Here is a 25,759-nt window from a genome sequence, read left to right as displayed (position 1 = left end):
CTAACGTGCGACAAAATCGGAACTGACTATTCATTCAGACAAAGTTGATTAACCCAACATGCAAACGCATAATGTAGAAAAAATAACAAATTCTGCACCCCCATTGGACGTGCCCCAACTGAGCGAAATTCATGCAGCACTCTTTCCGCCAAGGGAATAAACGCCTTTTGAAATATTACCTTAGCCTTCTAATGCTCGTGTTGATGGGTTGCTTTTCGCCTGTAACCTACGCCGAGCAGTGGCTTGACAACTACGCAAGCTACGTTAAAAAGCAAGCAGACAAATATAATGTGCCTGGCTATGCATTTGTTTATTATGAGCAAGGCAAAGAGCCACAGGTGTATGTGTACGGGCGCACGCATAAATCGGGTGAGCGAATTACTAAAGACACGGTATTTCGCTTAGCTTCGGTATCGAAAACGTTTACCGCATTACTGTCAGCCCGTTTGGTAGAGCAGAATCGTCTTCAGTGGGATACCCCTATATCCACGCTGCTTCCAGATATACCTTTTGACAAAAACGGGATGGACGCGCTGCAACTTCAACATATCGTGGGGCAATCCAGCGGCTTTATCCCGAATGCTTACGACAATCTCATTGAAGCAGATTATTCGTTAGAAAGAGTACTTACTTCAATGTCAGAGCTCACCCCGTTGTGTAAGCCTGGCGATTGCTATACCTATCAAAACGCCCTATTTGGGGCACTGGCGTACTATTTTAGTAATAACAACACCTCATATTCGCGGGAGTTACAAACTCAGTTACTCACGCCACTAGGTATGTCTACCGCCAGTGTAGGTAAAGGGGGCCTATTGGCATCCGAATCATGGGCTCACCCGCATATCGCAATAGCACGTAATCGCTGGCGCGAGGGGCGTGTAGAAAGTAATTATTACCGTTTTTCTCCGGCAGCTGGAGTGAACGCCAGTATTGCTGACATGACCATTTATTTGCAGGCTTTATTGGGTGAATTCCCTACTGTTATTTCTGCACAAATGATAAAAGACGTTACTACGCCTAGAGTAAAAACCCAGCGTGAAATAAACCGCCGAGGTTGGCGCGGGCTTCTCGATGATGCTCACTACGGATTAGGCTGGCGAATTTATGACTTTGAGGGAAAGCGTATTAACTACCATGGGGGGTGGGTTAAAGGATACCGCGCAGATGTGTCGTTCGCGCCCGACTATAAAGTAGGTTATGTGATGTTGATGAACGCAGAGTCGAACATGATTAATTCCACCACTGCAGAATTTTGGAAACGTTACTTTAAACAGGCTGAGGCAAAATAGCCCCCGCCTGTTTAAGCCCTCCGTAACGGCTTACCCTATGCGTTACGGTTTGAGATAGGTGTAGCCACTTAAACAGTCTTCATAGAAGTCTGTCCATCGAACCCCTTCACGCGGGTTTATCACTCCGCTGGATACTTTACGATCGATAAAGCGTTTAACATCCGACGCCATAGCACGGGGGTTATACTGCATAATATTTAGCACGTCTTCTACCGAAGAGCCTTTAACCACTTCTTCAATATAAAAGTCTTCAGGGTCATCGTCATAACTAAATATATGCACTTCGTTTAACCGTCCGAACAAGTTATGCATATCGCCCATCACGTCTTGGTATGCCCCTGTTAAAAACAACCCGACATAATAAGACTCGTCTTTACGTAACGGATGCATAGGCAGTACGTCAGTAATTTCTCGCCCTATTGTAAATTGGTCAATTTTGCCATCGCTATCGCACGTAATATCTACAAGTGAACAGTTCACCGACGGCTTTTCGTTTAACCGCGTTAACGGTACCACAGGCAGCAATTGGTCTATAGCCCAGGTGTCGGCGGCCGACTGAAATACTGAGAAGTTACATAAGTATTGCGAAGAAAGGCTGTAATCAAGCTCCTGCAATTCTTCAGGTACATACTCTTCTTGGCGATACCAAACTTGCAATCGCGCCATAATTTCCCAATACAGAGTTTCAATTTTTGCCAGTTCTTCTAGCGTGATCACTCGCAGTTTAAAGGCATCCAACGCTTGCTCTTTATATTGAGAGGCATCGTTATATACCTCATGCATATTCGTTTGACTCTCGAAGGTGTCAGCCAACTCACGCATGTTTTTTAAGAAAAAGTGTTCGCCCTCTTTCTCACTTGTATCGATACTGGCCGAATTAGACTTTATTTCACCGACTATTTCAGTAACCACGCAGCTGTGATGCGCCGTAATTGCACGGCCACTTTCACTAACAAGATTAGGGTGTGGCACACCTTCAAGGTCACACATTTCTTTCATGCCATACACCACGTCTGCCACATATTCTTGCATGCTATAGTTGCGCGACGATTCGTTCGTAGAATTACTGCCATCGTAGTCAATGCCAAGGCCACCACCTACATCGACATAATCTAACGGGAATCCCATCTTATGGAGGTCGGCATAAATGCGCGCTCCTTCAGTCATCGCTTCTTTTACAGCACGAATATCGGTTAGTTGGCTTCCAATATGAAAATGAAGCAGTTTCAAACAATCTGCCATACCTTGCTCTTCAAGGTAGCGCGCTGTTTTGATAATTTCGGTAATAGTAAGCCCAAACTTAGCGCGTTCACCGCCAGAGCTTTCCCACTTGCCGCGCCCTTTAACTGTCATTTTTGCGCGAACGCCGATAATAGGGTCAATGTTAAGTTCTTTCGCCGTTTTTACTAACAGCAGTAATTCACTGTATTTCTCTACCACCACAACAACTTTGCGGCCCAGCTTACGCCCTAATAATGCTAGGCGCATGAATTCGTCGTCTTTATAGCCATTTAAAATGGTTAACGAATCTTCATTGGTGTTCATTGCTAATACAGTGAGCAGCTCTGCTTTCGAACCTGCTTCTAACCCGTAATTAAAGGGTGTGCCTGCATCGACAATTTCTTCCACCACTTCTCGCATCTGGTTCACTTTAACCGGGTACACGCCTTGATACTGCCCGGTATACTGGGCTTCTTCTATAGTGCTTCTAAACGTCTTATTAAGGCTTGCCACCTGCGAACGCAAAATATCATGGAAGCGCACAACCACAGGGAACTGAACGCCTTCTTGGCGGATTTCTTCAATGACTGATTTAAAATCAATACGAATGCTAGGGTCATCGGGCACGGGGGTAGCATGCACATTGCCATTTTCACCTATTTGAAAATAACCGCCGCCCCACTGAGAAACGCCATATACGCGTTCTGCTTCTTCAATGCTCCAATCTGCCAATGTCGTTCACCTTGTTATTTGTGCCGAGACACTGCTCGGCATTAATAGGAAATAGGGGGCGTATTATAGACAACAAAATATACAGTGCGATGTAAAATATCTATTGTCGCGACTAATTTTGTTTATCGATGGTATTGCGTTCTAACCATTCAGCAACCGTTAGTTTATTGTCATGGCCACACACTTGTTCAACCTTTTCTAAAAAGAGGTCGACAGTGCTAATACGGTGCAAAGTGAAATGTTGCTCACCTGAAAATTTATCAGCAATATGCTCAACGTCGGCGCTGCCACTTTGAAGCCATAGTTCGCTCATTTGATTGCGACGGTCTAAATGAATATGGCCTTTTATTCTCTGCGATACCGCAGAAGCCGGTACTACCCACGTACGCATATCTACCAAAAGGTAAAATGAAGAACCTTTTCGGCTATTAAGGGTGTTCGCTAAGCTAGACAGATAGTGAATGTTTGTGGCCATATCCCAATGTCCCCGTAAGGTTACGCAGATACAGTTGTTCAATATTTCTATTCGATAGGGCTGTTGAGACATGTACTTCTTTTCGTTCCACAATTAATGGTGATGAATTAATGGCGGTGATATATGTACATATGGTACGAGTGATAGACACGGAAGTACAACGCATCCCCCGTATTTTTTCGTGGCCTTATCTATTCATAGGTATATATACCTGTTACAAAAAGCCGTGGCATTTGCAATACCGCCATTTAATAAACAAATTTATGGGTAAAAAAGAGCAATAAAAAAGGGCGTGAGACCCTCGGCCCCACGCCCCTAACATATTAAGAAGCAAAATTAATCGTCGCCAAATTCTCTAACGATATTATTAATTGTTTCTTTCGCATCGCCTAATACCATACGCGTATTGTCTTTAAAGAATAGTGGGTTATCCACTCCGGCAAAACCGGCATTGGCCGACCGCTTAAGTACAAACACGGTTTTAGCCCGGTAAGCTTCAATAACAGGCATGCCGTAAATAGGGCTACCCTTCATTTCTTTAGCGGCTGGATTCACTACATCGTTGGCACCAATGACAATAGCCACATCGTAATTTTCCATTCGTGGGTTTACATCATCCATTTCGTATAACTGATCGTAGGGCACATCGGCCTCAGCCAGTAACACGTTCATATGTCCCGGCATACGTCCAGCAACGGCGTGTATAGCGTAGTCTACAGTACAACCATTATCTTCTAATAACGACTGCATTTCGCGCACCGCATGTTGCGCTTGCGCCACTGCCATACCGTAACCAGGGATGACCAATACTGACTGCGCGGCTTCTAACACATAAAACGCATCTTGCGCTGACAGCACTTTAATTTCACCTTCAATTTTTTCCCCTGCTTCAATAGGCTTAGCAAACCCAGAGAGCAACACATTCGCTAACGAACGGTTCATTGCCTTACACATAATATTAGTAAGAATAAGACCCGAAGCACCCACCAAAAGGCCGGTAACGATAAGAATGGTATTGCCCGTTGCAAGCCCAGCGGCGGTTGCAGCTATACCTGAATAGCTGTTTAACAAGGCGATGACGACGGGCATATCAGCACCGCCAATAGATATGGTTGCCCATAAGCCAAAACTTAGCGCCAAGGCAATGATGCAATAGAGCCAAACCGTGTTTTGCGGCTGGGTGGTAAACAAGTACCCCACCACCAGCATGGCGATAATATGCAAAATGCTAAGTTCGCGAAGGCCGGTAAAAATGACCGCTTTTGATGATAATTTACCAGACAACTTCCCCCATGCTACCACCGAGCCTGAGAAGGTTACCCCACCCACTAGCACAGTAAAAAACAGGGTAATGAAGGTAAAAGCGCCTGTAGTCTGAACAACAACAGAATTCATTCCTGCCAGCGTGGCCCAACCTAACAATAAAGAAGCAGCGCCGCCAAAGCCGTTAAATAAGGATACCATTTCTGGCATGGCCGTCATTTCCACGGTTTTTGCTTTCCAAGCACCAAAAGCGCCCCCTATGACAAACCCAAGTAAGATCCACTGGTAACTAATAATTTGCTGGTCGAGTAAGGTTACCACTACCGCAATTAACATACCCACGGCAGAAACGAAGTTGCCCCGCTTCGCACTATCTGGATGACTTAGTAATTTCAAACCTAAAATGAATAGCGCCGCTGCAACAACGTACGCAAGATTAATTATGGTTGCTATATCGTTCACTTGCGCGCCCCTTACTTCTTATCTTTCTTTTTGAACATACTCAACATACGGTCGGTAACTAAGTATCCACCTACTACATTGATGCTCGCTAAGGCTACTGCGGCGGTGCCGAGTATGGTTGTTAATACGCCATTGTCATTGCCCGAGGCAACTAGCGCCCCTACCAACGTAATGCCGGAAATGGCGTTTGAACCTGACATTAACGGAGTATGTAGCGTCGCAGGTACTTTGCGAATAAGCTCAAAACCTAAAAACGCTGCTAACAGAACGATAAATAACAGATAAATAATTTCCACAATTAAGCTCCCTTGTAAGCGTTAGTTAACATCTCGTTGGTCACCTTATTGTCGTGAACGATGACACAGCCTTTTAAAATGTCGTCTTCGAGATCGAGCTTGAAGCGTGTGGTTTCAGAATCTAAAAACTCAGACACCAAGTTGTAAATGTTATTGGCGTACATATCGGTGGCAGCCCTGGCTACGCGCTGACTCCAATGCCCTGAACCAATAACGGTAACACCGTTTACCACAACCGTTTCGCCGGGTACCGAGCCTTCAACATTGCCCCCAGATTGCGCCGCCATATCTACTACCACACTCCCTGGCTTCATTAACGCTAACGTTGACTGACTAATTAGCAAAGGAGGTTTGCGTCCAAACAACTGAGCGGTAGTAATAACAATATCGGAATCGGCAATTGCATCGCGCTGTGCGTCTTGTTGCTTCGCTTTTTGCTCATCGGTTAACTCCTTGGCATAACCATCTTTGGTTTGCCCCGTTTCACCAATATCAATTTTCAAAAATTTCCCACCTAACGATTCAACCTGCTCAGCTACCACAGGACGCGTGTCATACGCCAGTACGTTAGCACCTAAGCGTTTTGCCGTAGCAATAGCCTGCAGCCCGGCTACACCCGCTCCGATAACAAAAACTTTCGCTGGCTTGATAGTACCTGAGGGCGTCATCATCATAGGTAAGATAGACGGTAAATGATTGGCGGCTTGCATCACCATGACGTAACCAGCTAGGCTGGCTTGTGAGCTCAGTGCATCCATTTTCTGTGCGCGGGATGAACGTGGGATCATCTCAACAGAGATAGCAGTGAGCCCTTTATTTGCAATAGACTCAATTAGCGGTTGCTGAAAGAAAGGGTCAAGGTGGCCTACCACAATGGCCCCTTTTTTCATCACCGACAATTGTGCTTCTGTAGGCTTATTAACGGCAACCAACATATCAGCAGTTGATAAAGCATCATTCACGTCATTAATAACAACTGCCCCTGCCTCTTCATACTCTTTATCAAGATAACCTGATAAATTGCCCGCACCCGCCTCAACGGTTACTTCTACACCCTGCTTACACAAACGCTGTGCACTTGCAGGCGTTACCGCACACCGGCTCTCTATGTGAGAGTTCGGATCGGGCGCTTTCGCTTCGTTTAACACAATGATTTTCACACGCTTCTCCTTTGTTCCAGGCAACCTGAGAATGACACTGATCGAAGGCGATCAAGCCATTTTATTCACTTATGCTTACCATTTTTTTGCTAAATCAAAAGTTGTAGATCTATTAATATTTATTATTTTTATGGGTAGTAATAGAATTCACGCCACTAATTAAGGTAGCGATCGCGATTAAACCTACGTTATATGCCTATATATAACTAGTATCTTTTCCTTCCGAGTCATAACTATTGTTTATATGAAATAGAAGGAGGGGGAGTGGTTTTTGTAGAGTAATTGCTGGAAAAAGCGAGAGAATAAAAGGGGTATAGCGTGTATTACAACCGTTTAATAGATGATCGCTTCAGTTACCTTTTACGTTAAATATAGGTCATCCAACCACTGAGAAAGGCCTATGTTTAGCCTGTTTAAGTCTAATCCCAGCAAAAAATTACGCCGCCAATACGACAAATTGCTTGAACGTGCCCTGCATGCTCAGCGCAATGGCGATATTAAGACGTACTCTATGCTAACTGCTGAATCAGATGCGCTTTTAAAGCAAATTGAGACTATCGAAAACAACCAAGGGTAAATAACCAACAAGGGTTTGTTCGCACTTTAGACGCTCAACCTTTACACTAGGATCTCATTTTACGATTGTGCCGCTTTGCGCATGATGTGCTGTTGTGCATTTATAAGGTTTCCTATGGGTTTATCACAAAAGCGTTCGTCTCTATTTCGCCTTACTAGCCTAAGGCGAGTTAATTCCCGGTTTTCGTTTTCTTTTTCTTTAAGTGTGTTGCTTTGCTTATTGTGGTTTATACCTAGTGCCCATGCTATAAAAGCTGGCCAGTATTACTACTTTATATCCCAACAATGTGTGCCTAAAGGCCCCCAGACACCGAAAGAACGAGGCGCAGTTACCCCCGACTTATGGCTTTTTGAGGTAAGTCCCGCTGGGCTTAGCGATTATTTTGTTCATATGAACACAGATGCGCTTAGCAACTATGCTGAGGCGGGTAAAGCCTACCTTAGCGATTTAGAAGAGGAACAGGCGTATACAGCAGGGCAGTCGAGTGACGATAATAAGAAAATACAGCACGATTTCATGCTCCAACGAGAAGCTATCACATTAGATGCGCTCGTAGATGCGCTAAGTGGGTTTTCGCAGCATCAAAAAGAAAAGGGCTATTACTATCGCAAAATTTTATCCTTAGACAAAAGCGATGCCATGTTCAAGGCGGTAACTAAGGTTCAACTTATCGATTTCGGTGTTACGGAAAAATTATTTCTAGCCGATTATTCATCACATTATTATTTGCTGGATGAAAAAGGTAAGCCGTTAGCGACACCCTTCATCTCTGTCGATCACAAAGAAGCGCTATCACAAGATATTCACCCTTACAAAAGCCCGTTTAATCAATATACCCGAAACGGCGTTTGCGGGGAACGCTGGGTGCCGTAAGTAAACACTTACCTACTACGATATAAAGTCTTAATCAAGTGGTAGCCGAAACGGGTCTTAACTGGCCCGTGCACCTTTAACACTTCTTTTTTAAACACCACATCGTCAAATGCTTTTACCATTTGCCCGCGTCGAAACTCGCCCAGATCACCCCCTCTTTTTTTTGAAGGACACGTAGAATGCCGCTTAGCTAAGGTGGCGAAATCTTTGCCTTTGTTTAATTGCGCTAGGATAGACAAGGCTTCTTTTTCAGTTTTCACCAAAATATGAAGCGCAGATGCGGTGGCCATAAAAGTTACCTAAATAGTTAAATACCTGCTTAGTATAGCGCACACCGCATAGGCGGGTTAAGCGATAGAAGCCTATCGCTTAACAAATATGGCCCTATAGGGGTAACGCGCAAGTTTTTGAACGTGGGCCACTACCAAACGTTAAAACGCCATGGCAAACAGCTGCGGCACGCTTTCGTGATAATCCACCGCCATTGCTATCGATAACGCGGTAATATTTAAAATAGAAAAGCCAAATACTTGTCTAGCCCAGCCTTCTAAATTGATATCCCGTCGATACCCTCTAAGTGCCATCATCAGCCACCATAGGCTTGTGGTACAGGCCACCGCCATAAACCCCATACCTGTGTAACCACTAATAGGAAGTAGCATCGCTACCAACGCAAAAACCGCGATATACAAAACAATATGCTGTTTCGCTTTGGCCATGCCTTTAGCCACCGGCAACACTGGAATATTGGAGGCTTCGTAGTCTTTGAAGCGAAAAATAGCAATGGCATAAGAATGCGGCATTTGCCACAAACTAAACATCAACAGCAAGATAGCCGCGGCCGCGTCAAATTGCCCGCTAGCGGCACAATAGCCAACCACTGGCGGCACCGCACCTGATAAGCTGCCTACTAATGTGCCATATACTGAGTTTCGCTTCATATAAAGGCTGTAAGCCCCCACATAAACCACATAACCTAAGGCGGCGAAAAAAGTGGCCGTTGTGTTGGTGTACACTGCTAGCAAAATGAAGCCTATTACGCCTAGTACAACGCCATGGAAAAATGCCGCTTTTAACGACATCTCTCCGGTGACCGTTACCCTGCTCCGGGTACGCTGCATTTTGGTATCGATATCGCTATCAATACAATTATTGATGGCGCATCCTGAGGCCACTACCAACGATAGGCCCAGTAACGTTGCAAACATTATTGACCAATCTATGTTGCCTCGCGCCCCTAGCATAAAACCACCAGTGACCGAAATAAGATTGCCCATAATGATACCGGGCTTAGTTACCGTAAAATAGCGGCGAAATAGAGCGTTCATTTTACTGTTTACCTTATTCATTACCGTAAGTGATGAGGGTACACACTAGTACATCATCATGGCATTTGACTCGTAAATAATCCATACCGACAGCCCTACTACCATTAAAATGATAAGCGCGCTAAATAGGAAGGAAAATGTATTGGCTCTGCCTTCTTCGGTAACAAAGTTTAGGTGCAGAAAATACTTAAGGTGTACCCATATCTGAACCAACCCCAGGGTTACCACGCTGTAAATCGTCGTTACTTTTGAGTATTCACCCCCTATTACCAAAGTAAACGGGATAGCAGTTAGTACGATGGAGAGAACGAAGCCGATGATATAGGATTTTATATCGCCGTGATCGTCGGTATGTGAGTGTTCATTCACATCGCCTGGCGCTATTGTTTTTGAATCATGTAATGCCATTACATTGCCCCCATTAGATAAACCACGGTAAACACACAAATCCATACGATGTCGAGGAAGTGCCAAAACAAGCTAAGGCAACTTAACCGTGTCACCGTTTGATCAGGTAATCCTCGGCGCGAGACTTCTATGAACATAATAGTCATCCAAACTAGGCCGGCGGTAACGTGTAAGCCATGCAACCCCACAAGAGAGAAAAAAGCCGTTAAAAAGGCACTCGTTTGAGGACCATGACCGTGGATGATTAAGTGATGGAACTCGTGCACCTCCATGCCTATGAAGCTTGCGCCGAGCACCCAAGTAACGGCTAACCATGACAAAGCAGCTTTGCGGTTTTGCTTTTGTGCGCCTAGCATGGCTAAACCGAAAGTAATACTACTGACTAATAGCGCTGCGGTTTCAAGGGCGACAAAATTAAGTTCAAAGATATCTTTGCCAGATACCCCCCCAGCCGTGTTCATAAATAACACAGCGTAGGTGGCAAAAAACGAGGCAAATAACAAGCAGTCAGTCATTAGGTACAACCAAAAACCGAATACCGTATTATTTTCGTGATGCTCATGATGTTCATGGGCATCGTCACTTTGCATAGATGCAGCTAAGGTACTCATGAGTTCACTCCTTTTGCATTGGCGGTTAAATGGGCAGTTTCTATTTCACTAATCGCATCTACGGGCACGTAATAATCTACGTCTTTGCTATAGCAGCGCTTAATAAACACGCCAACGCCCGCCACGAAACCTAAAATAGCTAGCCACCAAATGTGCCATATAAGCGCAAACCCCATTATGGTGAATCCCATGCTCATAAACACACCTGCTGAGGTATTTTTAGGCATATGTATAGGGGCATATTTTTGTGGCGTTTGATAAGACTCGCCGCTCTCTTTCATATCGGTCCATGCGTCGATATCTTTGACATGAGGAATATGCGCAAAGTTATAGTACTGAGGTGGTGAAGCAGTGGACCACTCTAACGTATGGCCATTCCATGGGTCTCCGCTACTATCTTTCAGTTGTTGCCTATTTTTAAAGCTAATAAATAGCTGTAATAACTGGAAGAAAATGCCAATGGCAATAACAAATGCCCCCACGGCTGCAATATATAGCCACACATTCCAATCAGGATTATCGGTATGATTTAGGCGGCGCGTCATGCCTAGGAACCCAAGCACATACAGTGGCAAGAAGGCCAATAAGAAACCAATTTGCCAGCACCAAAAGGCGGCTTTACCAGTTTTTTCATCAAGCTTAAAGCCCATTGCTTTTGGAAACCAAAACGCAAAGCCTGCCAAATACCCGAATACTGCGCCACCGATAATGGTGTTATGGAAGTGCGCGATAAGAAATAGGCTATTGTGCAGCACGTAGTCGGCGCCTGGGATAGCCAGAAGCACACCTGTCATACCGCCAATGGTAAAGGTCACCATAAAACCTAAGGTCCACAAAACGGGGACGCTTAATACCAATCGCCCACGATAGATAGTAAATAACCAGTTAAAGAGTTTCACGCCGGTAGGGATGGCGATAACCATGGTCATGATGCCAAAGAACGCATTAACGTTAGCACTTGAACCCATGGTAAAGAAATGGTGCAACCACACGATAAAGCCTAAAATGGCAATCGCTCCCGAGGCATATACCATAGATTTATAGCCAAACAATCGCTTGGCGGTAAACGTAGATATAACCTCTGAAAAAATACCAAAGGCAGGCAATACCAGAATGTATACTTCTGGATGGCCCCATGCCCAAAACAAATTGATATACATCATGGAGTTACCACCTGCTTCTTTAGTGAAGAAGTGAAAATCCATATAGCGGTCTAGGGTTAGCATAGCCAGTACGGCCGTAAGTATAGGGAAAGACGCTGCAATTAAAATATTGGCCCACGTACAGGTCCAGGTAAATATTGGCATTTGCATGAGCTTCATGCCTGGGGCACGCATTTTAAACACCGTGACCAGAAAATTCACTGCCGTTAATAGCGTGCCGAGCCCCGATAGCTGTAGCGCCCATATATAATAGTCTACCCCTACCCCAGGGCTTAGCTCTAACCCCGCTAGTGGCGGGTATGCTACCCAGCCGGTTTTCGCGAATTCACCTAGCCCCAACGACACGTTTATAAGAATAGCGCCGCCAGCGGTAAGCCAAAAACTCAGGTTATTTAAAAAAGGAAAAGCAACATCACGTGCCCCCACTTGCAGTGGCAATATGATGTTCATCAAACCAATCATAAATGGCATCGCCATAAAGATGATCATAATAACGCCATGGGCAGTGAATATTTGGTCGTAATGTTCAGGGGGTAAATAACCTGCAGCGCCATTGGTGGCTACGGCCAATTGGGTACGCATCATGATAGCGTCAGCAAAACCGCGCAGCAGCATCACTAACGCCAGCACGATATACATAACACCTAAACGTTTGTGGTCCACCGAGGTGATCCAATCAAACCATAAGGTGCCCCACTGTTTGTATTTTGTAATAAGACCCGCAATAACAAGCCCTACTACAGCGATTACCGCAAGCGTCACCATGATAATGGGCTCGTGGTAAGGAATAGCATCTATCGACAATTTACCTAGAAAAGACATAGTTATTCATTCACCTCTGCATGGTGACCTGGCTGCTTCATTTCAGACATTCTGTGCGAACCCCGAGCCCCGTGGCTGGGTTTAGCGTAAAAGTCCATAGCACCGTGGTCTTTCATATACTTCATCACAATTTGATTAAACAGGCCGTTACTCACCTTGCCGTAATAGGTAACGGGGTGATCTTCAGTAGGTTCAGCAAGTGTCTGATACGTTTCTGCGGTGAGCACATTGCGCTGTTGTTTAACGTGTTGTACCCAGTCATCAAAGTCGGCTTGGGTACGCGTGGCGATAGCGTCGAATTTCATATCGGAGAACCCAGCGCCGCTGTAATTAGCCGATATACCTTTGAACGTGCCGGGTTCGTCAGCGATAAGGTGAAGTTTCGTTTCCATTCCCGCCATTGAGTAAATTTGGCTGCCCAGCTGAGGGATGAAAAAGGAATTCATGGCATCTTCAGAAGTAATTTTAAACGCTACTGGTTTGTTGGCTGGAAACACCAACTCGTTAACGGTAGCTATCCCCTGCTCAGGATAAATAAACAACCATTTCCAGTTCAGTGACACCACTTCTACCGTAAGGTGCTCCCCCTTATCGTTTAGCGGGGCGTAGGGGTCTAGCGCTTGTGTTGAGCGCCATGTAATAACGCCAAGGGCAATAACGATTAAAATGGGAATTGACCATACTACGGCTTCAATTTTGGTGGAATGTGCCCATTTCGGCGTGTAAATTTCAAAATCGCGACTTGCACGATATTTCCAGGCAAAATAAAGGGTTAGTACAATGACAGGGACAACAACGATAAGCATTAAGATGGTACAAAGAATAATAAGATTCTTTTCATCCATGCCCACTTGCCCTTTAGGATCAAGTACACCACCACTACAACCGGCTAATAAAAGCACAGTCGTGACAAAAGCTAATTTAGCTAGGTTACGAATAGACAAAAACATTTTCCTATAACCCACGAGTTCAAAGGTAACGTTGCCAAAAACAGGCGCATTCGCGCTGGTCGGGCAGCATTAGAAGTTTTAAAAACTGACGGTGCCTATTTGTTGAAAATAAACACTAAAACTGGTTTTTCTTTTGCCTTTTCACTGGGCGTGAAGGCAACAAACCGTTAATGGGCAATAGGGGGGGCGCGGCTACCTAGCTGCTGTATAAAAGGCTGAGGGTATTCGTAGAATACAAATGGAAGTGGGCGATCATCACCTTCATAAGCGGCTCTTGCGGTGGCGCAAGAATGCACTTTAAGGCCAAACAGCACCAATATAATCACGGGCGATATGAATTGAGAAAGGGTTTGCTCGAGTAACGCGAGATAATAAGGTTCGATAACTACGTTATCTTGTATAGCACTAACAAATTCAGACGCTTCGGCCATAGTGCCAGATAGCACTAAAACCACATTCACCAAAAGCACCACGTTAGCCATCCATAACCACGTACCAACACTCGAGGCGTGTTGTTGCACCGATTGCACGAAGCTGTACATCCAGTGGGTATGCGAGGGCGAAGATGTTGCCATAGTTAGGTGAAAATCCTTCATAATGACGTAAAACGATGAACAGTAGCTATCGCTATTAAGCCGAGAAGGGTAATGAGAAACGCAAGTAAGCTCAAGTAGCCGAAAAGTGCTAAAACGCGAACCGGATTGTTAGGCCTATGGAAAACAACTCAAATAATTAACAATTAAATGCATCTTTACCGCTACCGCCGCTGAAAGCTTAATGGGCTAAAAACCCATAAATTCAGGCATCCACAGGCCTATTTAATAATGTATCTAAACAAACCCCGGACAAGAACATTAAATAAATGTTAAATAATAACGTGGATTAAACGCGCTAATACGTGTGAGGAAAAGTAGCTTAAACAGCGGATTTGTGCGATGAAATGCGCACTACACTTTCATGGAGTAAGCGTTTTTCCCCAATGGGCGGTTTAAAAAGGGCGTTGCCACGGCGCATCTTACTAAAAATAGTAGGGCGATAAGGTAGGCAATAGCCACTTATCTTGTTTCTTCGTACACCCTAGTAAACCAACTATAGAGATCTGCGCTATAGTTATTGAAAGTATCAATTCCACTGCGCTTTACCTTAGATTCTTTACCAAAAAAGCAAAATTATAATAACCGCAAGGACAAGCATAATGCGTTTAATATTCACCGTGGCCATACTAGCGCTATTAACAGCCTGTAGCGAAAAATCTTCCCCTCAGTCTGACACCACTGGCGGCGTAGAGAATACCACTACAACGGCATCCTACGACGTTATGTTTGGTGGCACCGACGTAGGCGATTTAACCCTTACAGACTATGGCACTAAAACCCTTATTGAATTCGGCTTTAGCAATAATGGGCGAGGAGCAAGTAGTAATGAAACATTACTTATGGCTGAGTCGGGCGTACCTATAAGCTGGACCATTACGGGCAAAACTACCTTCGGAAATGAAGTAAATGAAAGGTTTGAAATTGTCGATGGTAAAGCAAGCTGGCAATCAGCGGCTGGGAGCGGAGAAGAAAGCGTAAGTACCCCCTCTTTATATATTGCGCAGGATCCTAGCCCCTATGCTTATTACGTTTATGCTAAAACCGTATTGGATGCAGGCGGCGAATCTTATCCCGCGTTACCTGCCGGGCAAGTAACCGTAACCGCTAAACGCCAGTTACAATTAAGCGAGGATAGCAGCAAAAAGATTGACGCTACCCTCTATGCCGTAGGCGGAATTGACCTAAACCCCACCTATGTGTTGATGGACAACAAAAAGGCATTCTTAGGGGTAGTGTCCCCTCGCTTTGCGGTATTGCCAACCAACCTAGCCCATGAAGATAAGCGTTTACGCGAGCTCGCGGCCACCTTAAATAGCGAACGATATGAAAACATCGCAGCTAACGTAACTCACCAATATGATTATCCGGTACGCATTAATAATGTGCGTATTTTCGACCCAACCACTTTAGGCCTAACCCCTCCCCGCTCTGTGGTGGTTAACGACAATACCATCACTGCCATCGAGCCTGTGCAAACGACCACAAGCAGCAATGAAGTTGTTATTAACGGTAACGGCGGAACCTTGGTTGCAGGCTTATACGATATGCATGGGCATATGGGCGACAACCAAGCACTACTGAATGTTATGGCAGGCGTTACCGGTGTACGTGATATGGGAAATGAAGATGATGTGCTAAGCGCACTTATAGACAAAATAGAACGGGGTGTACTTATTGGGCCTACCATTACCAAAAGTGGCTTTATCGAAGGAAAAAGTGAATACAGCGCTGCCACGGGAGAGCTAGCCACTACGAAAGATGAAGCGCTAGCATTAGTTCGAGACTACGCGAAAAAAGGCTACTGGCAAATTAAAATATATAATTCGATGAATGGCGAATGGGTTACAGATATTGTTGCTCAAGCACATAAACTAGGCTTACGTGTGGCAGGTCATGTGCCTGCGTTTTATCGCGCTGATCAAATGATAGAAGCAGGGTATGACGAGCTAACCCATATCAACCAAATAATGCTGGGCTGGGTATTAGCGCCTGAAGAAGATACCCGTACGTTATTTAGAATAACCGGGATGAAACGCTTTACCGATTTGGACCTAACCAGTGACAAGGTAGAACACACTTTAGCGCTAATGGTTGAAAATAATATTGCTCACGACCCTACTGTGGTTATTCACGAATACGCAATGACGGGGCGCAACGGTATTACCAATAAAGCCGTTACCGACTATATCGATCATATGCCTATAAGCGTTCAGAGAAACGCGAAATCAGCCATGCTAAATGTAGCTGATGACGCAGAAGACAGAGCCTATCGAGCGGCCTTTCAAAAAATTATGGCTACCTTGTCATTAATGCACCAGAAGGGAATTTTGCTGGTTCCTGGCACCGATATGGGCGGCGCTTTTTATCTTCATCGCGAACTAGAGCTATTTGAGCAAATAGGTATGACCCCAGCAGAAGTATTAAAACGTGCCTCTTATGATATGTCGCAGTACCTCGGTCATGACGATCGTGGGGTAATTCAGGTGGGTAAAAAAGCCGACTTCTTCTTAGTACCTGGCGATCCTACCTCTGATTTAAAAGCCATAAAGACCATTGCGATGGTGGCCACTCAAGGAAAGTTCTTCTTCCCCACTGAAGTGTATCCCGACTTTGGCATTGCACCATTTACGCCTGTTCCAAGCATCTCTATGCCAGACCTTAATCAACAGTAAAAATGAGACAACCTATAAAGGAGGATAAGTATGCAAAACCAGAAACTGGTATTGATAACCTTACTACTACTAGTACTGACAGGGTGCGCTGATCAAATGACCTTTGCGCAGGCACAAACTGCCGAAAAAGTAGGCTTTTTTCATGGGTTATGGCACGGCCTTATTATTATTTTTTCGTGGCTAGGTTCACTCATTTTTGACGATGTGGCTATTTACGCTATTTACAATAACGGCGGATGGTACGACTTCGGTTTTGTATTAGGTGTAGGCGGTTTCGGCTTTGGCTCTGGGATGTTTAACCGTTCGGAGTAACACCTACAATAGCAATGCAGCCACAAGGCGCTTTTAACGTACAAGGCGAATACCTAGCTTCCTCGTCAGCGACGAATTTGCGAATATTTAGGGTTTTTTCATCGATGCATATACCCGTTAGACCTATGCTCTTTTTTACCTATAGGGTTATCCATTACGCCAGCACTGAAGTAATACACGCGTAACGTTTGGAAGTATCAAATTGGTGTGGTGGAACCGGCTTTTGGAACAAAAAACCTTGCCCATACTGACAATTTAAGGCCTTTAAGTGAGCGTAACAGGGCATTGTTTCAATGCCCTCTGCCACAATCGGCCTATTCATTTCATGCCCCATAGCAATAATGGTTGAGGCTATAGTGTTATCGGCGGGCATAAAGCTTTTATCTATTTTAAGTATGTGGAACGGTAAATCTTTAAGGTAGCTTAAACACGAATAGCCGGTACCAAAATCATCCAGCAACAGTTTGGTGCCCAGCCCCGCCAGGTGATGCAAGGTAGCAACGCTCGCTTGATCTTCGGTAATGGCACTATTTTCCGTAACTTCCAAGTGAATAAAACTCGCCGGCAAAGATAGCTCTGTCAAAATACTCGCCAAACGTCGGGTAAAATGTGGGTCTTTCAATTGATGTGAGGAAACGTTAATGGCCATGGCGTGATGAGGCGCACCTTCGTTATGCCATTTTTTACATTGCATGCACGCTTGTTCTAATACCCAGTAACCTATATCAAGTATTTGGCCAGAGTGCTCAGCTATAGGAATAAACTCGGCCGGCGAAATAGCTTCATTGTCACTGTTTGTCCAACGTAATAAGGCTTCGCTACCTACGGTCATACCATCGGCCAGGCGCACAATAGGCTGATAAACCACACTGAGCTCGTTATTGCTTATAGCATGATGAAGTTGATCTACCAGCTTCAATTTTCTATTTTGCTTGAGCGCAGATAACCTATCAAACGCTTTGTATCGGTTTTTGCCCGCCCGTTTTGCTTGGTACATGGCAGTGTCTGCGTGCTTAAGCAAAAGCGTGGCGTTTAACCCGTTTTGAGGGTAACACGCTACCCCTATACTCGCGGTTATATAAGAATCGTTGCCACTATCTGTAAGCTTCACGGGTTGCTTTATGGCATCAATAATTTTATGCGCAATATAGTCGATAGTTTCAACAGACTCGAAACCATCAGTGACTGCCACAAACTCATCTCCACCAAAGCGCACTACATGGTCGGTAGAACGAACCGCGTCTGCAATCCGCTTCGCCATAATGACCAGTAACTTGTCACCAATAGTATGTCCTAGCGTATCATTAACATCTTTGAACCTATCAAGGTCTACAAACATTACTGCAAACTGTAAATCATTGCGCTCAGCACTTTTAATCGCCGTATCAATGGTATGATCGAGTAAGTTTCTGTTTGGCAACCCAGTAAGTAAGTCTGTATAGGCAAGCTGTTTGTTACGTGCTTCGCTATGGGCCAGCGCCTTCATCGCTTCCTCTCTATTGGTAAGACCCGATGCCACTGCGCGAGAAATAAACAACGCAAACGCCAACACAACAAGAGAAGAAAGAATAATCACCGACAAGGTAACGGTGGAAATAAAGTGCACTGTTTGCGCTACAGGTTTCTCAAATTCACTAGAATTAGCACTAAATTCATTTAGCGCGTTAACCAACTGCTGTTGCAGCATTTCCCTACTAATATTGCCTTGTTCAAAATCGGTCAAATACGCTAAGGATTTGTTCCCTGTCGCCACGTCTCTCTCGCAAATTGAAATAATAGAATCGGTGCCAATCATCTTCATGATAAAAGCATCTGTTTTGGTTACCATCGACAGGCAGTCTTGAGGCTGTTGACGCAGATTAATAAGCGTTTGACGCAAAGCCTGTGTATCAATAGGCTGCGAGTGAGAAATCTCATTGCTAGGGGCATAAATTAGCGTGGTCAATTCTGTTGTATATTTGAAGTGACGCATGTTTAGCTGGTGAAAATAGCTACTGTGAGTAAGCGTAAAAAAACACCAAACCAGTAACAAAGCAAACAGAAAGAAAGTCAGTGTTAATATCGGTAGCGCCTTTCTTATTCCTTTATTGGTAGATAGCATATTTTATAGGGCTCTTTTGCTGCTGCACTTTTTTATCGTAATAAGTAGCTGAAACTAAATATATTGAAATGACTAAAAATAGGACAATAATTGGCTATTACTAAAGCAATTTAGCAGCACAGCCGGTTTAAGCAAGTAAGTAATGTGAATTTAGTACTTATTCATATATTAATTTTGTTTTCGCGTGCGTAAACCCAAGTTTCCTTTCCCTATGGCTCCCCCTAAACTTTCCGTTACCGCTCTGACTGGCTATCTAGGCGCAGGAAAAACCACCGTTCTTAGCCACATCCTCAACAACCGCGATTGAAAGCGCGTAGCGGTTATTGTGAACGATAGTGAGCCTGGCTTATACCGTACAGAGCAGAATATACAAACGTTAGCTGCGGGTGATGCTGCCATTTGAAAAGACGAGTTGTAGCATGGTAATGAGAATGCAGGGATAGTGCATCGCTCTCCCCCTGTGACGACTAATCAACCGCGCATTGTAATGACATTAGATGTAGTTGATTAGATATTGCCACACCGATTAACACGTTCGAATAACCAAAAAAAAGGCGCTGAGTCTAAACCCAACGCCTTTCTTAAAGCTTCTTTTCGTCCTACATCACTGTCTACATTCGCGTATACTTAACTGTATACATTGAACATAAACCCTTGATTTAAAAGGACTGCTAGAGGCAGCAATTGATTACATCATGCCGCCCATTCCACCCATGCCGCCCATATCAGGCATTGCAGGAGCAGCAGCTTCGTCTTTAGGAAGTTCAGCAACCATCGCTTCAGTGGTAATCATAAGTGAAGCAATTGAAGAGGCGAACTGTAGTGCAGAGCGCGTTACTTTAGTTGGGTCAAGAATACCCATGTCTAGCATGTCACCATAGGTGTCGTTGCCTGCATTGTAACCGTAGTTACCGTCGCCGCCTTTAACTGCATTGATAACAACAGACGCTTCAGCACCTGCGTTAGATGCGATTTGACGTAGAGGTGCTTCCATCGCTCGTAGTGCAAGCTTAATACCTACAGTTTGGTCTTCGTTGTCGCCAGTTAGTTCGCTAAGCTTAGATGCGGCGCGAACTAGAGCAACACCACCACCAGGTACTACGCCTTCTTCAACCGCGGCGCGAGTTGCGTGTAGTGCATCTTCAACACGGTCTTTCTTCTCTTTCATTTCAACTTCGGTTGCTGCACCTACTTTAATTACTGCAACACCGCCTGAAAGCTTAGCAAGACGCTCTTGAAGTTTTTCTTTATCGTAGTCAGATGAAGATTCTTCAATTTGACCTTTGATTTGAGCACAACGGCCTTCAATGGCTTCTTCGTCGCCGTTACCGTCAACAACAGTAGTGTTGTCTTTATTGATAACTACGCGCTTAGCAGTACCTAGGTCTTCTAGTTGTACTTTTTCAAGTTCAAGGCCAATCTCTTCAGAGATAACAGTACCACCGGTAAGAATAGCGATGTCTTGAAGCATAGCTTTACGACGATCACCAAAACCAGGTGCTTTAACCGCTGCAACTTTAACAATACCGCGCATGTTGTTAACGACTAGAGTAGCAAGCGCTTCGCCTTCAACATCTTCAGCGATGATCATAAGCGGCTTACCTGCTTTCGCTACGCCTTCAAGGGTAGGAAGTAGTTCACGGATGTTAGAAATTTTCTTATCAACCAATAGGATGAACGGGTTGTCTAGTTCAACAGTGCCGTTTTCTTGGTTGTTGATGAAGTAAGGCGATAGGTAACCACGGTCGAACTGCATACCTTCAACAACGTCTAGTTCGTTTTGAAGTGCTTGACCTTCTTCTACAGTGATAACACCTTCTTTACCTACTTTTTCCATTGCTTGTGCAATGATGTCGCCTACTTCTGCGTCTGTGTTTGCAGAGATAGTACCAACCTGAGCGATAGACTTGCTGTCTGCACAGTCAGTAGAAAGCGCTTTAAGCTCTTCAACTGCAGCAATAACAGCTTTGTCGATACCGCGCTTAAGATCCATTGGGTTCATACCCGCAGCAACGCTCTTAAGACCTTCAGTTACAATAGCTTGCGCTAGTACTGTTGCAGTAGTAGTACCGTCACCCGCTTCATCGTTCGCCTTAGACGCTACTTCTTTAACCATCTGTGCGCCCATGTTTTCAAACTTGTCTTCAAGTTCGATTTCTTTCGCTACAGATACACCATCTTTAGTAATGGTAGGGGCACCAAATGACTTATCTAGTACAACGTTACGGCCTTTTGGACCTAGGGTTACTTTAACTGCGTTTGCTAGGGTGTTAACACCTTTAAGCATTTTTGAACGCGCGTCATCACCAAAACGTACTTCTTTAGCTGCCATGATTCAATTCCTCTCTAATTCGGTTAAACGTTAGTTGTTATTACTCAACAATCGCAAGAATGTCGCTTTCGCTTAGGATTAGAACTTCTTCACCATCCAGCTTTTCTGTTTTAACGCCGTAACCGTCATTGAAAATAACGGTGTCGCCAACTTTAACGTCTAGCGCTTTTACGTCGCCGTTATCAAGAATACGACCGTTACCTACTGCGATGACTTCACCGCGAGTAGATTTTTCTGCTGCAGAACCAGTCAGAACGATGCCGCCTGCAGATTTACTTTCTTGCTCTGCGCGTTTAATGATTACGCGGTCGTGTAAAGGACGAATTGCCATTTTCAAGTCTCCTGAAAATTTCACTATTCAAAGTTAAGTGATTACCGGTATTCAGTTATCTAAATACCGTGTGCCTGGGTTGCCCATTGCTGGGCGTTTAAATGTTATCTGCGTGGATAAATGGGGGAGTGACCTGACAACTTCAAGGGTTTTTACATAAAAAAATGTAAAAAAATTGATTTAATGCTATTTCAACCGTTTATCAGTGTCATTTTGGGTTTTATCAGAGTACTCCCCTTCAATAACATCCTCTTCTTGTGACGGCTTAGTACGCTGTTCAAAAGGATTACTAGCTTGCTCAAAAGGATTGTGCTGCTGATGAAAGCCGCCGGCACTGCCTGCTGTTACTACCCGCATTTTCATATGCTTGCTTACCTGCGCGGCCAACACGTGGCGAGTACCAGGTAAAGCAAACAGAAAACCGAAAATATCAGTGATAAACCCCGGGGTAACCAAAAGCACACCCGCCACTACCAGCATTAAGCCATCTACTAGCTCTTTGCCAGGAAGCTCGTTTCGCTGCATCTTTGCTTGCGCGGTTTGTAAAGTATTTATGCCTTCGCGCTTGACGAAATAAGCACCAATAAACGCCGATAAAATAACTAAGGCAACCGTGTTCCAACCGCCAATAATGTCGCCCACATGAATAAGTAGTGCTATTTCAATAATTGGTAGTATGGCAAATAGTAAAAATAAAACCCGCAAAATGCTTCCTCTTTAATCGTTTCATAAACAGTTATAGGGGCTTTGAGCGTAATAACAAGAATAGGTGCCCTGCTTTCGGTTAATTAGCAACCTAAAGCGACCGATGGTGGATATGTTATGCTTGGTTCGTGAAAGAATAGCCGTAATGTGTGGGTCTTAATAAAATAATAGAGCAATAGGAAAGGCACCCCTTATGTCGATACGTGTTGTACTATGCACCGCGCCTAATGAAGCAGTAGCAAAGAATATAGCTCAAGCGTTAATAGCAGAGAAAAAAGCGGCATGTGTGAACATAGTCGCTAACGTACAGTCTGTTTATGAATGGCAAGGTAGCGTTGAAACTGATAGCGAACATCAACTGATAATTAAAACCACCCATGAACGGTTAAACGAGGCATACGCGTTAATGTGCAAACACCACCCTTATGACGTGCCTGAGTGGGTAGTTTTAGAAGCACACGCTAGCCCCGCATACGGGAGTTGGTTGCTAGATGTGGTTAACAACGCCTAATAATTGACACCGCCAATAGATAAATAAGTAGTAGTTAATATAATGAGAACACCTAATTCTTTAGCCAACGTTTACATTGCATGCATGCTGATGTTGTTTATAGGCATGACGTCGTTAGCGCGCGCACAGGTGCCAAGCGAGCTAGATAATATGTTTGGTGAGGGGCCGGAATTTCTGAAAGTAGACCAAGCCTTCATGTTCGACTTTACCCAAAAAGGCGACCAACTCACCCTCTCCTTTAATATCGCCGATGGCTACTATTTATATAAGAAGCAATTTGCCTATGTCGCGAAGCAGGCCACTATTGGCGAGCCTAGCTACCCTGAAAGCGTCATTATAGAAGACGAATACTATGGTGAGTCTGACGTTTTTTATAATCAGCTGAGTATTCAAATACCGTTGGAGGAAGTGGCGCAAGATGGTGTGGTGAAAGTACGTTACCAAGGCTGCGCCGATGCCGGGTTGTGCTACCCTCCCGCCGTAAAGGTTGTGTACTTAAATGCCCTGAATAACGCGGGTGAAACAAGCGCTGATAACACAATGGCGCAATTACCACAAAGTCAGCAGTACACATTGGCCAACAAGCTTATCAGCCAAGACAGTCTTATCATCACTTTGTTGTTATTTTTTGTGCTTGGCATAGGGTTAGCGTTTACGCCCTGCGTATTCCCTATGTACCCCATCGTTTCTGGCATTGTAATTGGTCAGGGCAAACCGAAAAGTACCTCACACGCCTTTTGGCTTACTTTCGTCTATGTGCAGGGTATGGCCATTACCTATTCACTACTTGGCTTAGTGGTAGCCGTTGCAGGGGGGCAATTTCAAGCGCTGCTTCAGCACCCTGTAGTGCTAGGTATATTTATCACCTTGTTTGTTGTATTGGCCGTTGCGTTATTCGGTGGTTTTGAACTGCAACTTCCTTCGTCATGGCAAGAACGATTAACCCGTTTAAGTAACAACCAAACACCGGGCAGCTTTGTCGGCGTGTTTATTATGGGTGTACTTTCAGGCCTTATCGCATCCCCTTGTACTACTGCACCGCTTACCGGTATTTTGCTGTTTATCGCGCAAACGGGCGACATGGCGGTTGGCTTTATTTCGCTCTATCTGCTTAGCTTGGGCATGGGGATCCCCCTTATCTTATTCGGTATTACCGGGGGTAAATTACTGCCAAAAGCGGGCAATTGGATGAATGTGGTGAAAGTAACCTTTGGATTTATGATGCTAGCGGTTGCAATCGTCTTTATCGAACGCTTATGGAACAGCCCCTTCTCCGACTTTATCTGGGCAGTTTGGGGCTTTGGTTTGTTTGGTTATTACTGGTTTATCAACCGCCATACCGCCGTAACCAAGATGAAGCTGATAAGGGCCATTTTGGTCGCCATGGGCTTTATGGGTAGTGTGTCCGTTGCCTACCACGCCGGTATTAATTCAGGCCTGTGGGGCAAGCAACAAAGCCACCCTGAATTTGTAATGGCGCAAGATTTGGCAGATTTACGGGATAAAGTGGCCCAGGCAAATGCCCAAGGTAAAACCGTCATGGTAGATTTGTATGCTGATTGGTGTGTGGCGTGCAAGGAATTTGAAAAGTACACCTTTCCCGATCCTAAGGTGAAAGCCGCATTAGCAAACACCGTATGGATGCAGATGGACCTTACCGAAAGCACTAAACAGCAACAAGAGGTGTTTGAGACATTTCGCGTGTTGGGCCTGCCCACTATCTTATTTTTTGATACCCAAGGTAAAGAACTCACCGAGGCCCGGGTTACCGGCATGATGCACGCCGATGCTTTCGCCCGTCACGTTGAGCAGGCACTTAACCGCTAAGCATAAAGCAATCATAGTGCAATAAGATGCCTTTAGCCCCCGCGGGCGAGGCATCTTATACTTTGCGTTATGTTGATACAAAGCATAACCACACCCCATGAAAGCGCTCTCTTACGTTTAAACTTTGCTGCGAAAACACCTGATTAGACCAGTATTTTGCTGCGAAATCTTTCACTCCTACTATAATCACAGATCAATTGACTTTATAAGCGTATTAATTGGCTTTTTTTCGTGCAACTGCCACCATATTTTGTTGAAATGGCAAATACAGTGACTTTTTCCCGAAGATAGCGGCAAACTAAATGAACATTTTGTTATTAAACGGCCCTAACCTAAATATGTTAGGTCAACGTGAACCCGAGAAGTATGGCACCCAAACTTTGCAAGACATCGTAGATGACTTGCAGGCGCAAGCAGCCTCAAGTAACGTGCAATTAAGCCATTTTCAGTCCAACGCTGAAAGTGCACTTATCGATCGTATTCACAGCGCAATGGGTAACATTGATGCCATCATTATTAATCCTGCTGCTTTCACGCACACCAGTGTGGCGCTTCGCGACGCATTGTTAAGTGTCAATATTCCGTTTATTGAAGTGCACCTGTCTAACGTTCACGCACGTGAGCCTTTTAGACATCACTCATACTTTTCTGATGTTGCAGCCGGCGTCATAGTAGGAATGGGAGCCATTGGCTACTCATTGGCGCTAACCGCAGCTATCAATTTACCGAAATCGTAAAATTA

24 protein-coding genes and 2 pseudogenes are annotated in these 25,759 nt (G+C 44.6%); 10 read left to right on the top strand and 16 right to left on the bottom strand.

Going from position 1 to position 25,759, the window contains the following annotated elements:
• Nucleotides 1-131: 131 nt before the first annotated feature.
• Entirely contained in the window at nt 132-1,289 is a 1,158-nt protein-coding gene (locus GTH32_RS15060; RefSeq protein ID WP_163087259.1) for a serine hydrolase domain-containing protein, read from the top strand.
• Between the two features lie 42 nt (nt 1,290-1,331).
• Here the strand turns inward: GTH32_RS15060 and speA are convergent, their stop codons facing one another.
• The 5 genes from speA to GTH32_RS15035 all read right to left on the bottom strand — a co-directional run bounded on the left by speA (nt 1,332) and on the right by GTH32_RS15035 (nt 6,898).
• Nucleotides 1,332-3,242 carry a biosynthetic arginine decarboxylase gene (speA, locus tag GTH32_RS15055; protein WP_163087257.1) on the bottom strand — a complete coding sequence of 637 codons (1,911 nt, stop codon included), beginning with the start codon at nt 3,240-3,242 and terminating at the stop codon, nt 1,332-1,334.
• A gap of 112 nt (nt 3,243-3,354) precedes the next feature.
• Nucleotides 3,355-3,789: an arginine decarboxylase gene (locus tag GTH32_RS15050; RefSeq protein ID WP_163087255.1), complete on the bottom strand. Its 435-nt coding sequence runs from the start codon at nt 3,787-3,789 to the stop codon at nt 3,355-3,357.
• A 264-nt stretch (nt 3,790-4,053) separates the two neighbouring features.
• Nucleotides 4,054-5,442, bottom strand: a complete 1,389-nt coding sequence (locus GTH32_RS15045; RefSeq protein WP_163087253.1) for an NAD(P)(+) transhydrogenase (Re/Si-specific) subunit beta — start codon at nt 5,440-5,442, stop codon at nt 4,054-4,056.
• Between the two features lie 11 nt (nt 5,443-5,453).
• Nucleotides 5,454-5,738: a proton-translocating transhydrogenase family protein gene (locus GTH32_RS15040; RefSeq protein WP_163087251.1), complete on the bottom strand. Its 285-nt coding sequence runs from the start codon at nt 5,736-5,738 to the stop codon at nt 5,454-5,456.
• A 2-nt stretch (nt 5,739-5,740) separates the two neighbouring features.
• Nucleotides 5,741-6,898, bottom strand: coding sequence for a Rossmann-fold NAD(P)-binding domain-containing protein (locus GTH32_RS15035; RefSeq protein WP_163087249.1), 1,158 nt, complete (start codon nt 6,896-6,898; stop codon nt 5,741-5,743).
• Nucleotides 6,899-7,298: 400 nt separating this feature from the next.
• Here GTH32_RS15035 and GTH32_RS15030 point away from each other — a divergent pair, with 400 nt between their 5' ends.
• Nucleotides 7,299-7,475, top strand: coding sequence for a DUF6435 family protein (locus GTH32_RS15030; RefSeq protein ID WP_163087247.1), 177 nt, complete (start codon nt 7,299-7,301; stop codon nt 7,473-7,475).
• A 114-nt stretch (nt 7,476-7,589) separates the two neighbouring features.
• Nucleotides 7,590-8,348: a hypothetical protein gene (locus tag GTH32_RS15025; RefSeq protein WP_246223279.1), complete on the top strand. Its 759-nt coding sequence runs from the start codon at nt 7,590-7,592 to the stop codon at nt 8,346-8,348.
• A gap of 8 nt (nt 8,349-8,356) precedes the next feature.
• Here the strand turns inward: GTH32_RS15025 and ppiC are convergent, their stop codons facing one another.
• From ppiC to GTH32_RS14990, 7 genes are all read right to left on the bottom strand, one after another.
• Complete coding sequence (gene ppiC / locus GTH32_RS15020) at nt 8,357-8,638, bottom strand: peptidylprolyl isomerase PpiC (RefSeq protein ID WP_163087245.1); 282 nt, start codon at nt 8,636-8,638, stop codon at nt 8,357-8,359.
• A 141-nt stretch (nt 8,639-8,779) separates the two neighbouring features.
• Nucleotides 8,780-9,676, bottom strand: a complete 897-nt coding sequence (gene cyoE, locus GTH32_RS15015; RefSeq protein WP_163087243.1) for a heme o synthase — start codon at nt 9,674-9,676, stop codon at nt 8,780-8,782.
• A 45-nt stretch (nt 9,677-9,721) separates the two neighbouring features.
• Nucleotides 9,722-10,084 (bottom strand): cytochrome o ubiquinol oxidase subunit IV, encoded by a 363-nt coding sequence (gene cyoD / locus GTH32_RS15010; protein WP_163087241.1) that lies wholly within the window; start codon nt 10,082-10,084, stop codon nt 9,722-9,724.
• Nucleotides 10,084-10,695 carry a cytochrome o ubiquinol oxidase subunit III gene (gene cyoC / locus GTH32_RS15005; protein ID WP_163087239.1) on the bottom strand — a complete coding sequence of 204 codons (612 nt, stop codon included), beginning with the start codon at nt 10,693-10,695 and terminating at the stop codon, nt 10,084-10,086. The genes cyoD and cyoC overlap by 1 nt, the downstream gene beginning before the upstream one ends.
• The gene (cyoB, locus tag GTH32_RS15000) at nt 10,692-12,680 is read right to left on the bottom strand and encodes a cytochrome o ubiquinol oxidase subunit I (protein WP_163087237.1); all 1,989 of its coding nucleotides are present in this window, start codon (nt 12,678-12,680) and stop codon (nt 10,692-10,694) included. Before cyoB ends, cyoC begins: the two co-directional genes overlap by 4 nt.
• A 2-nt stretch (nt 12,681-12,682) precedes the next feature.
• The gene (cyoA, locus tag GTH32_RS14995) at nt 12,683-13,624 is read right to left on the bottom strand and encodes a ubiquinol oxidase subunit II (protein ID WP_246223278.1); all 942 of its coding nucleotides are present in this window, start codon (nt 13,622-13,624) and stop codon (nt 12,683-12,685) included.
• Nucleotides 13,625-13,797: 173 nt separating this feature from the next.
• Nucleotides 13,798-14,205, bottom strand: a complete 408-nt coding sequence (locus tag GTH32_RS14990) for a hypothetical protein (protein ID WP_163087233.1) — start codon at nt 14,203-14,205, stop codon at nt 13,798-13,800.
• Nucleotides 14,206-14,825: 620 nt separating this feature from the next.
• Between GTH32_RS14990 and GTH32_RS14985 the strand changes: the two genes are divergently transcribed.
• Together GTH32_RS14985 and GTH32_RS14980 are read left to right on the top strand one after the other, a co-directional pair.
• Nucleotides 14,826-16,898, top strand: coding sequence for an amidohydrolase family protein (locus GTH32_RS14985; protein WP_163087231.1), 2,073 nt, complete (start codon nt 14,826-14,828; stop codon nt 16,896-16,898).
• A 30-nt stretch (nt 16,899-16,928) separates the two neighbouring features.
• Nucleotides 16,929-17,210, top strand: coding sequence for a hypothetical protein (locus GTH32_RS14980; RefSeq protein WP_163087229.1), 282 nt, complete (start codon nt 16,929-16,931; stop codon nt 17,208-17,210).
• 154 nt (nt 17,211-17,364) lie between these two features.
• Here GTH32_RS14980 and GTH32_RS14975 read toward each other — a convergent pair whose 3' ends face one another.
• Complete coding sequence (locus GTH32_RS14975; protein WP_163087227.1) at nt 17,365-19,311, bottom strand: putative bifunctional diguanylate cyclase/phosphodiesterase; 1,947 nt, start codon at nt 19,309-19,311, stop codon at nt 17,365-17,367.
• Nucleotides 19,312-19,522: 211 nt separating this feature from the next.
• Here GTH32_RS14975 and GTH32_RS19650 point away from each other — a divergent pair.
• Both GTH32_RS19650 and GTH32_RS19795 read left to right on the top strand, forming a co-directional pair.
• A pseudogene (locus GTH32_RS19650) lies at nt 19,523-19,615 on the top strand (GTP-binding protein); the annotation flags it as partial.
• A 129-nt stretch (nt 19,616-19,744) separates the two neighbouring features.
• Nucleotides 19,745-19,822: pseudogene (locus tag GTH32_RS19795) on the top strand (DUF1826 domain-containing protein); the annotation flags it as partial.
• A gap of 177 nt (nt 19,823-19,999) precedes the next feature.
• Here the strand turns inward: GTH32_RS19795 and groL are convergent.
• The 3 genes from groL to GTH32_RS14950 all read right to left on the bottom strand — a co-directional run bounded on the left by groL (nt 20,000) and on the right by GTH32_RS14950 (nt 22,679).
• Nucleotides 20,000-21,643 (bottom strand): chaperonin GroEL, encoded by a 1,644-nt coding sequence (gene groL / locus GTH32_RS14960; protein ID WP_163087225.1) that lies wholly within the window; start codon nt 21,641-21,643, stop codon nt 20,000-20,002.
• Nucleotides 21,644-21,683: 40 nt separating this feature from the next.
• On the bottom strand, nt 21,684-21,974 hold the full coding sequence (locus GTH32_RS14955) for a co-chaperone GroES (protein ID WP_044058480.1): 291 nt from the start codon (nt 21,972-21,974) through the stop codon (nt 21,684-21,686).
• Between the two features lie 186 nt (nt 21,975-22,160).
• Nucleotides 22,161-22,679 (bottom strand): FxsA family protein, encoded by a 519-nt coding sequence (locus GTH32_RS14950; protein ID WP_163087224.1) that lies wholly within the window; start codon nt 22,677-22,679, stop codon nt 22,161-22,163.
• Between the two features lie 193 nt (nt 22,680-22,872).
• Here GTH32_RS14950 and cutA point away from each other — a divergent pair, with 193 nt between their 5' ends.
• The 3 genes from cutA to aroQ all read left to right on the top strand — a co-directional run bounded on the left by cutA (nt 22,873) and on the right by aroQ (nt 25,754).
• Nucleotides 22,873-23,190, top strand: coding sequence for a divalent-cation tolerance protein CutA (cutA, locus tag GTH32_RS14945; RefSeq protein WP_163087223.1), 318 nt, complete (start codon nt 22,873-22,875; stop codon nt 23,188-23,190).
• A gap of 42 nt (nt 23,191-23,232) precedes the next feature.
• Entirely contained in the window at nt 23,233-25,017 is a 1,785-nt protein-coding gene (locus GTH32_RS14940; protein ID WP_163087221.1) for a protein-disulfide reductase DsbD, read from the top strand.
• A 302-nt stretch (nt 25,018-25,319) separates the two neighbouring features.
• On the top strand, nt 25,320-25,754 hold the full coding sequence (aroQ, locus tag GTH32_RS14935; RefSeq protein WP_163087219.1) for a type II 3-dehydroquinate dehydratase: 435 nt from the start codon (nt 25,320-25,322) through the stop codon (nt 25,752-25,754).
• Nucleotides 25,755-25,759 lie beyond the last annotated feature (5 nt).

This window comes from Alteromonas profundi, from assembly GCF_010500865.1.
Taxonomy (GTDB): domain Bacteria; phylum Pseudomonadota; class Gammaproteobacteria; order Enterobacterales; family Alteromonadaceae; genus Alteromonas; species Alteromonas profundi.
This window is presented reverse-complemented; position numbering and strand designations above follow the sequence as displayed.

Excerpts from the sequence above, each read along its gene's own strand:
- GTH32_RS15060 (WP_163087259.1), top strand. The coding sequence starts at position 132 with ATGCAGCACTCTTTCCGCCAAGGGAATAAACGCCTTTTGAAATATTAC.
- GTH32_RS15050 (WP_163087255.1), bottom strand. The coding sequence starts at position 3,789 with ATGTCTCAACAGCCCTATCGAATAGAAATATTGAACAACTGTATCTGC.
- GTH32_RS15030 (WP_163087247.1), top strand. The coding sequence starts at position 7,299 with ATGTTTAGCCTGTTTAAGTCTAATCCCAGCAAAAAATTACGCCGCCAA.
- GTH32_RS15025 (WP_246223279.1), top strand. The coding sequence starts at position 7,590 with ATGGGTTTATCACAAAAGCGTTCGTCTCTATTTCGCCTTACTAGCCTA.
- ppiC (WP_163087245.1), bottom strand. The coding sequence starts at position 8,638 with ATGGCCACCGCATCTGCGCTTCATATTTTGGTGAAAACTGAAAAAGAA.
- cyoE (WP_163087243.1), bottom strand. The coding sequence starts at position 9,676 with ATGAACGCTCTATTTCGCCGCTATTTTACGGTAACTAAGCCCGGTATC.
- cyoD (WP_163087241.1), bottom strand. The coding sequence starts at position 10,084 with ATGGCATTACATGATTCAAAAACAATAGCGCCAGGCGATGTGAATGAA.
- cyoC (WP_163087239.1), bottom strand. The coding sequence starts at position 10,695 with ATGAGTACCTTAGCTGCATCTATGCAAAGTGACGATGCCCATGAACAT.
- cyoB (WP_163087237.1), bottom strand. The coding sequence starts at position 12,680 with ATGTCTTTTCTAGGTAAATTGTCGATAGATGCTATTCCTTACCACGAG.
- GTH32_RS14990 (WP_163087233.1), bottom strand. The coding sequence starts at position 14,205 with ATGGCAACATCTTCGCCCTCGCATACCCACTGGATGTACAGCTTCGTG.
- GTH32_RS14985 (WP_163087231.1), top strand. The coding sequence starts at position 14,826 with ATGCGTTTAATATTCACCGTGGCCATACTAGCGCTATTAACAGCCTGT.
- GTH32_RS14980 (WP_163087229.1), top strand. The coding sequence starts at position 16,929 with ATGCAAAACCAGAAACTGGTATTGATAACCTTACTACTACTAGTACTG.
- GTH32_RS14975 (WP_163087227.1), bottom strand. The coding sequence starts at position 19,311 with ATGCTATCTACCAATAAAGGAATAAGAAAGGCGCTACCGATATTAACA.
- groL (WP_163087225.1), bottom strand. The coding sequence starts at position 21,643 with ATGGCAGCTAAAGAAGTACGTTTTGGTGATGACGCGCGTTCAAAAATG.
- GTH32_RS14955 (WP_044058480.1), bottom strand. The coding sequence starts at position 21,974 with ATGGCAATTCGTCCTTTACACGACCGCGTAATCATTAAACGCGCAGAG.
- cutA (WP_163087223.1), top strand. The coding sequence starts at position 22,873 with ATGTCGATACGTGTTGTACTATGCACCGCGCCTAATGAAGCAGTAGCA.
- GTH32_RS14940 (WP_163087221.1), top strand. The coding sequence starts at position 23,233 with ATGAGAACACCTAATTCTTTAGCCAACGTTTACATTGCATGCATGCTG.
- aroQ (WP_163087219.1), top strand. The coding sequence starts at position 25,320 with ATGAACATTTTGTTATTAAACGGCCCTAACCTAAATATGTTAGGTCAA.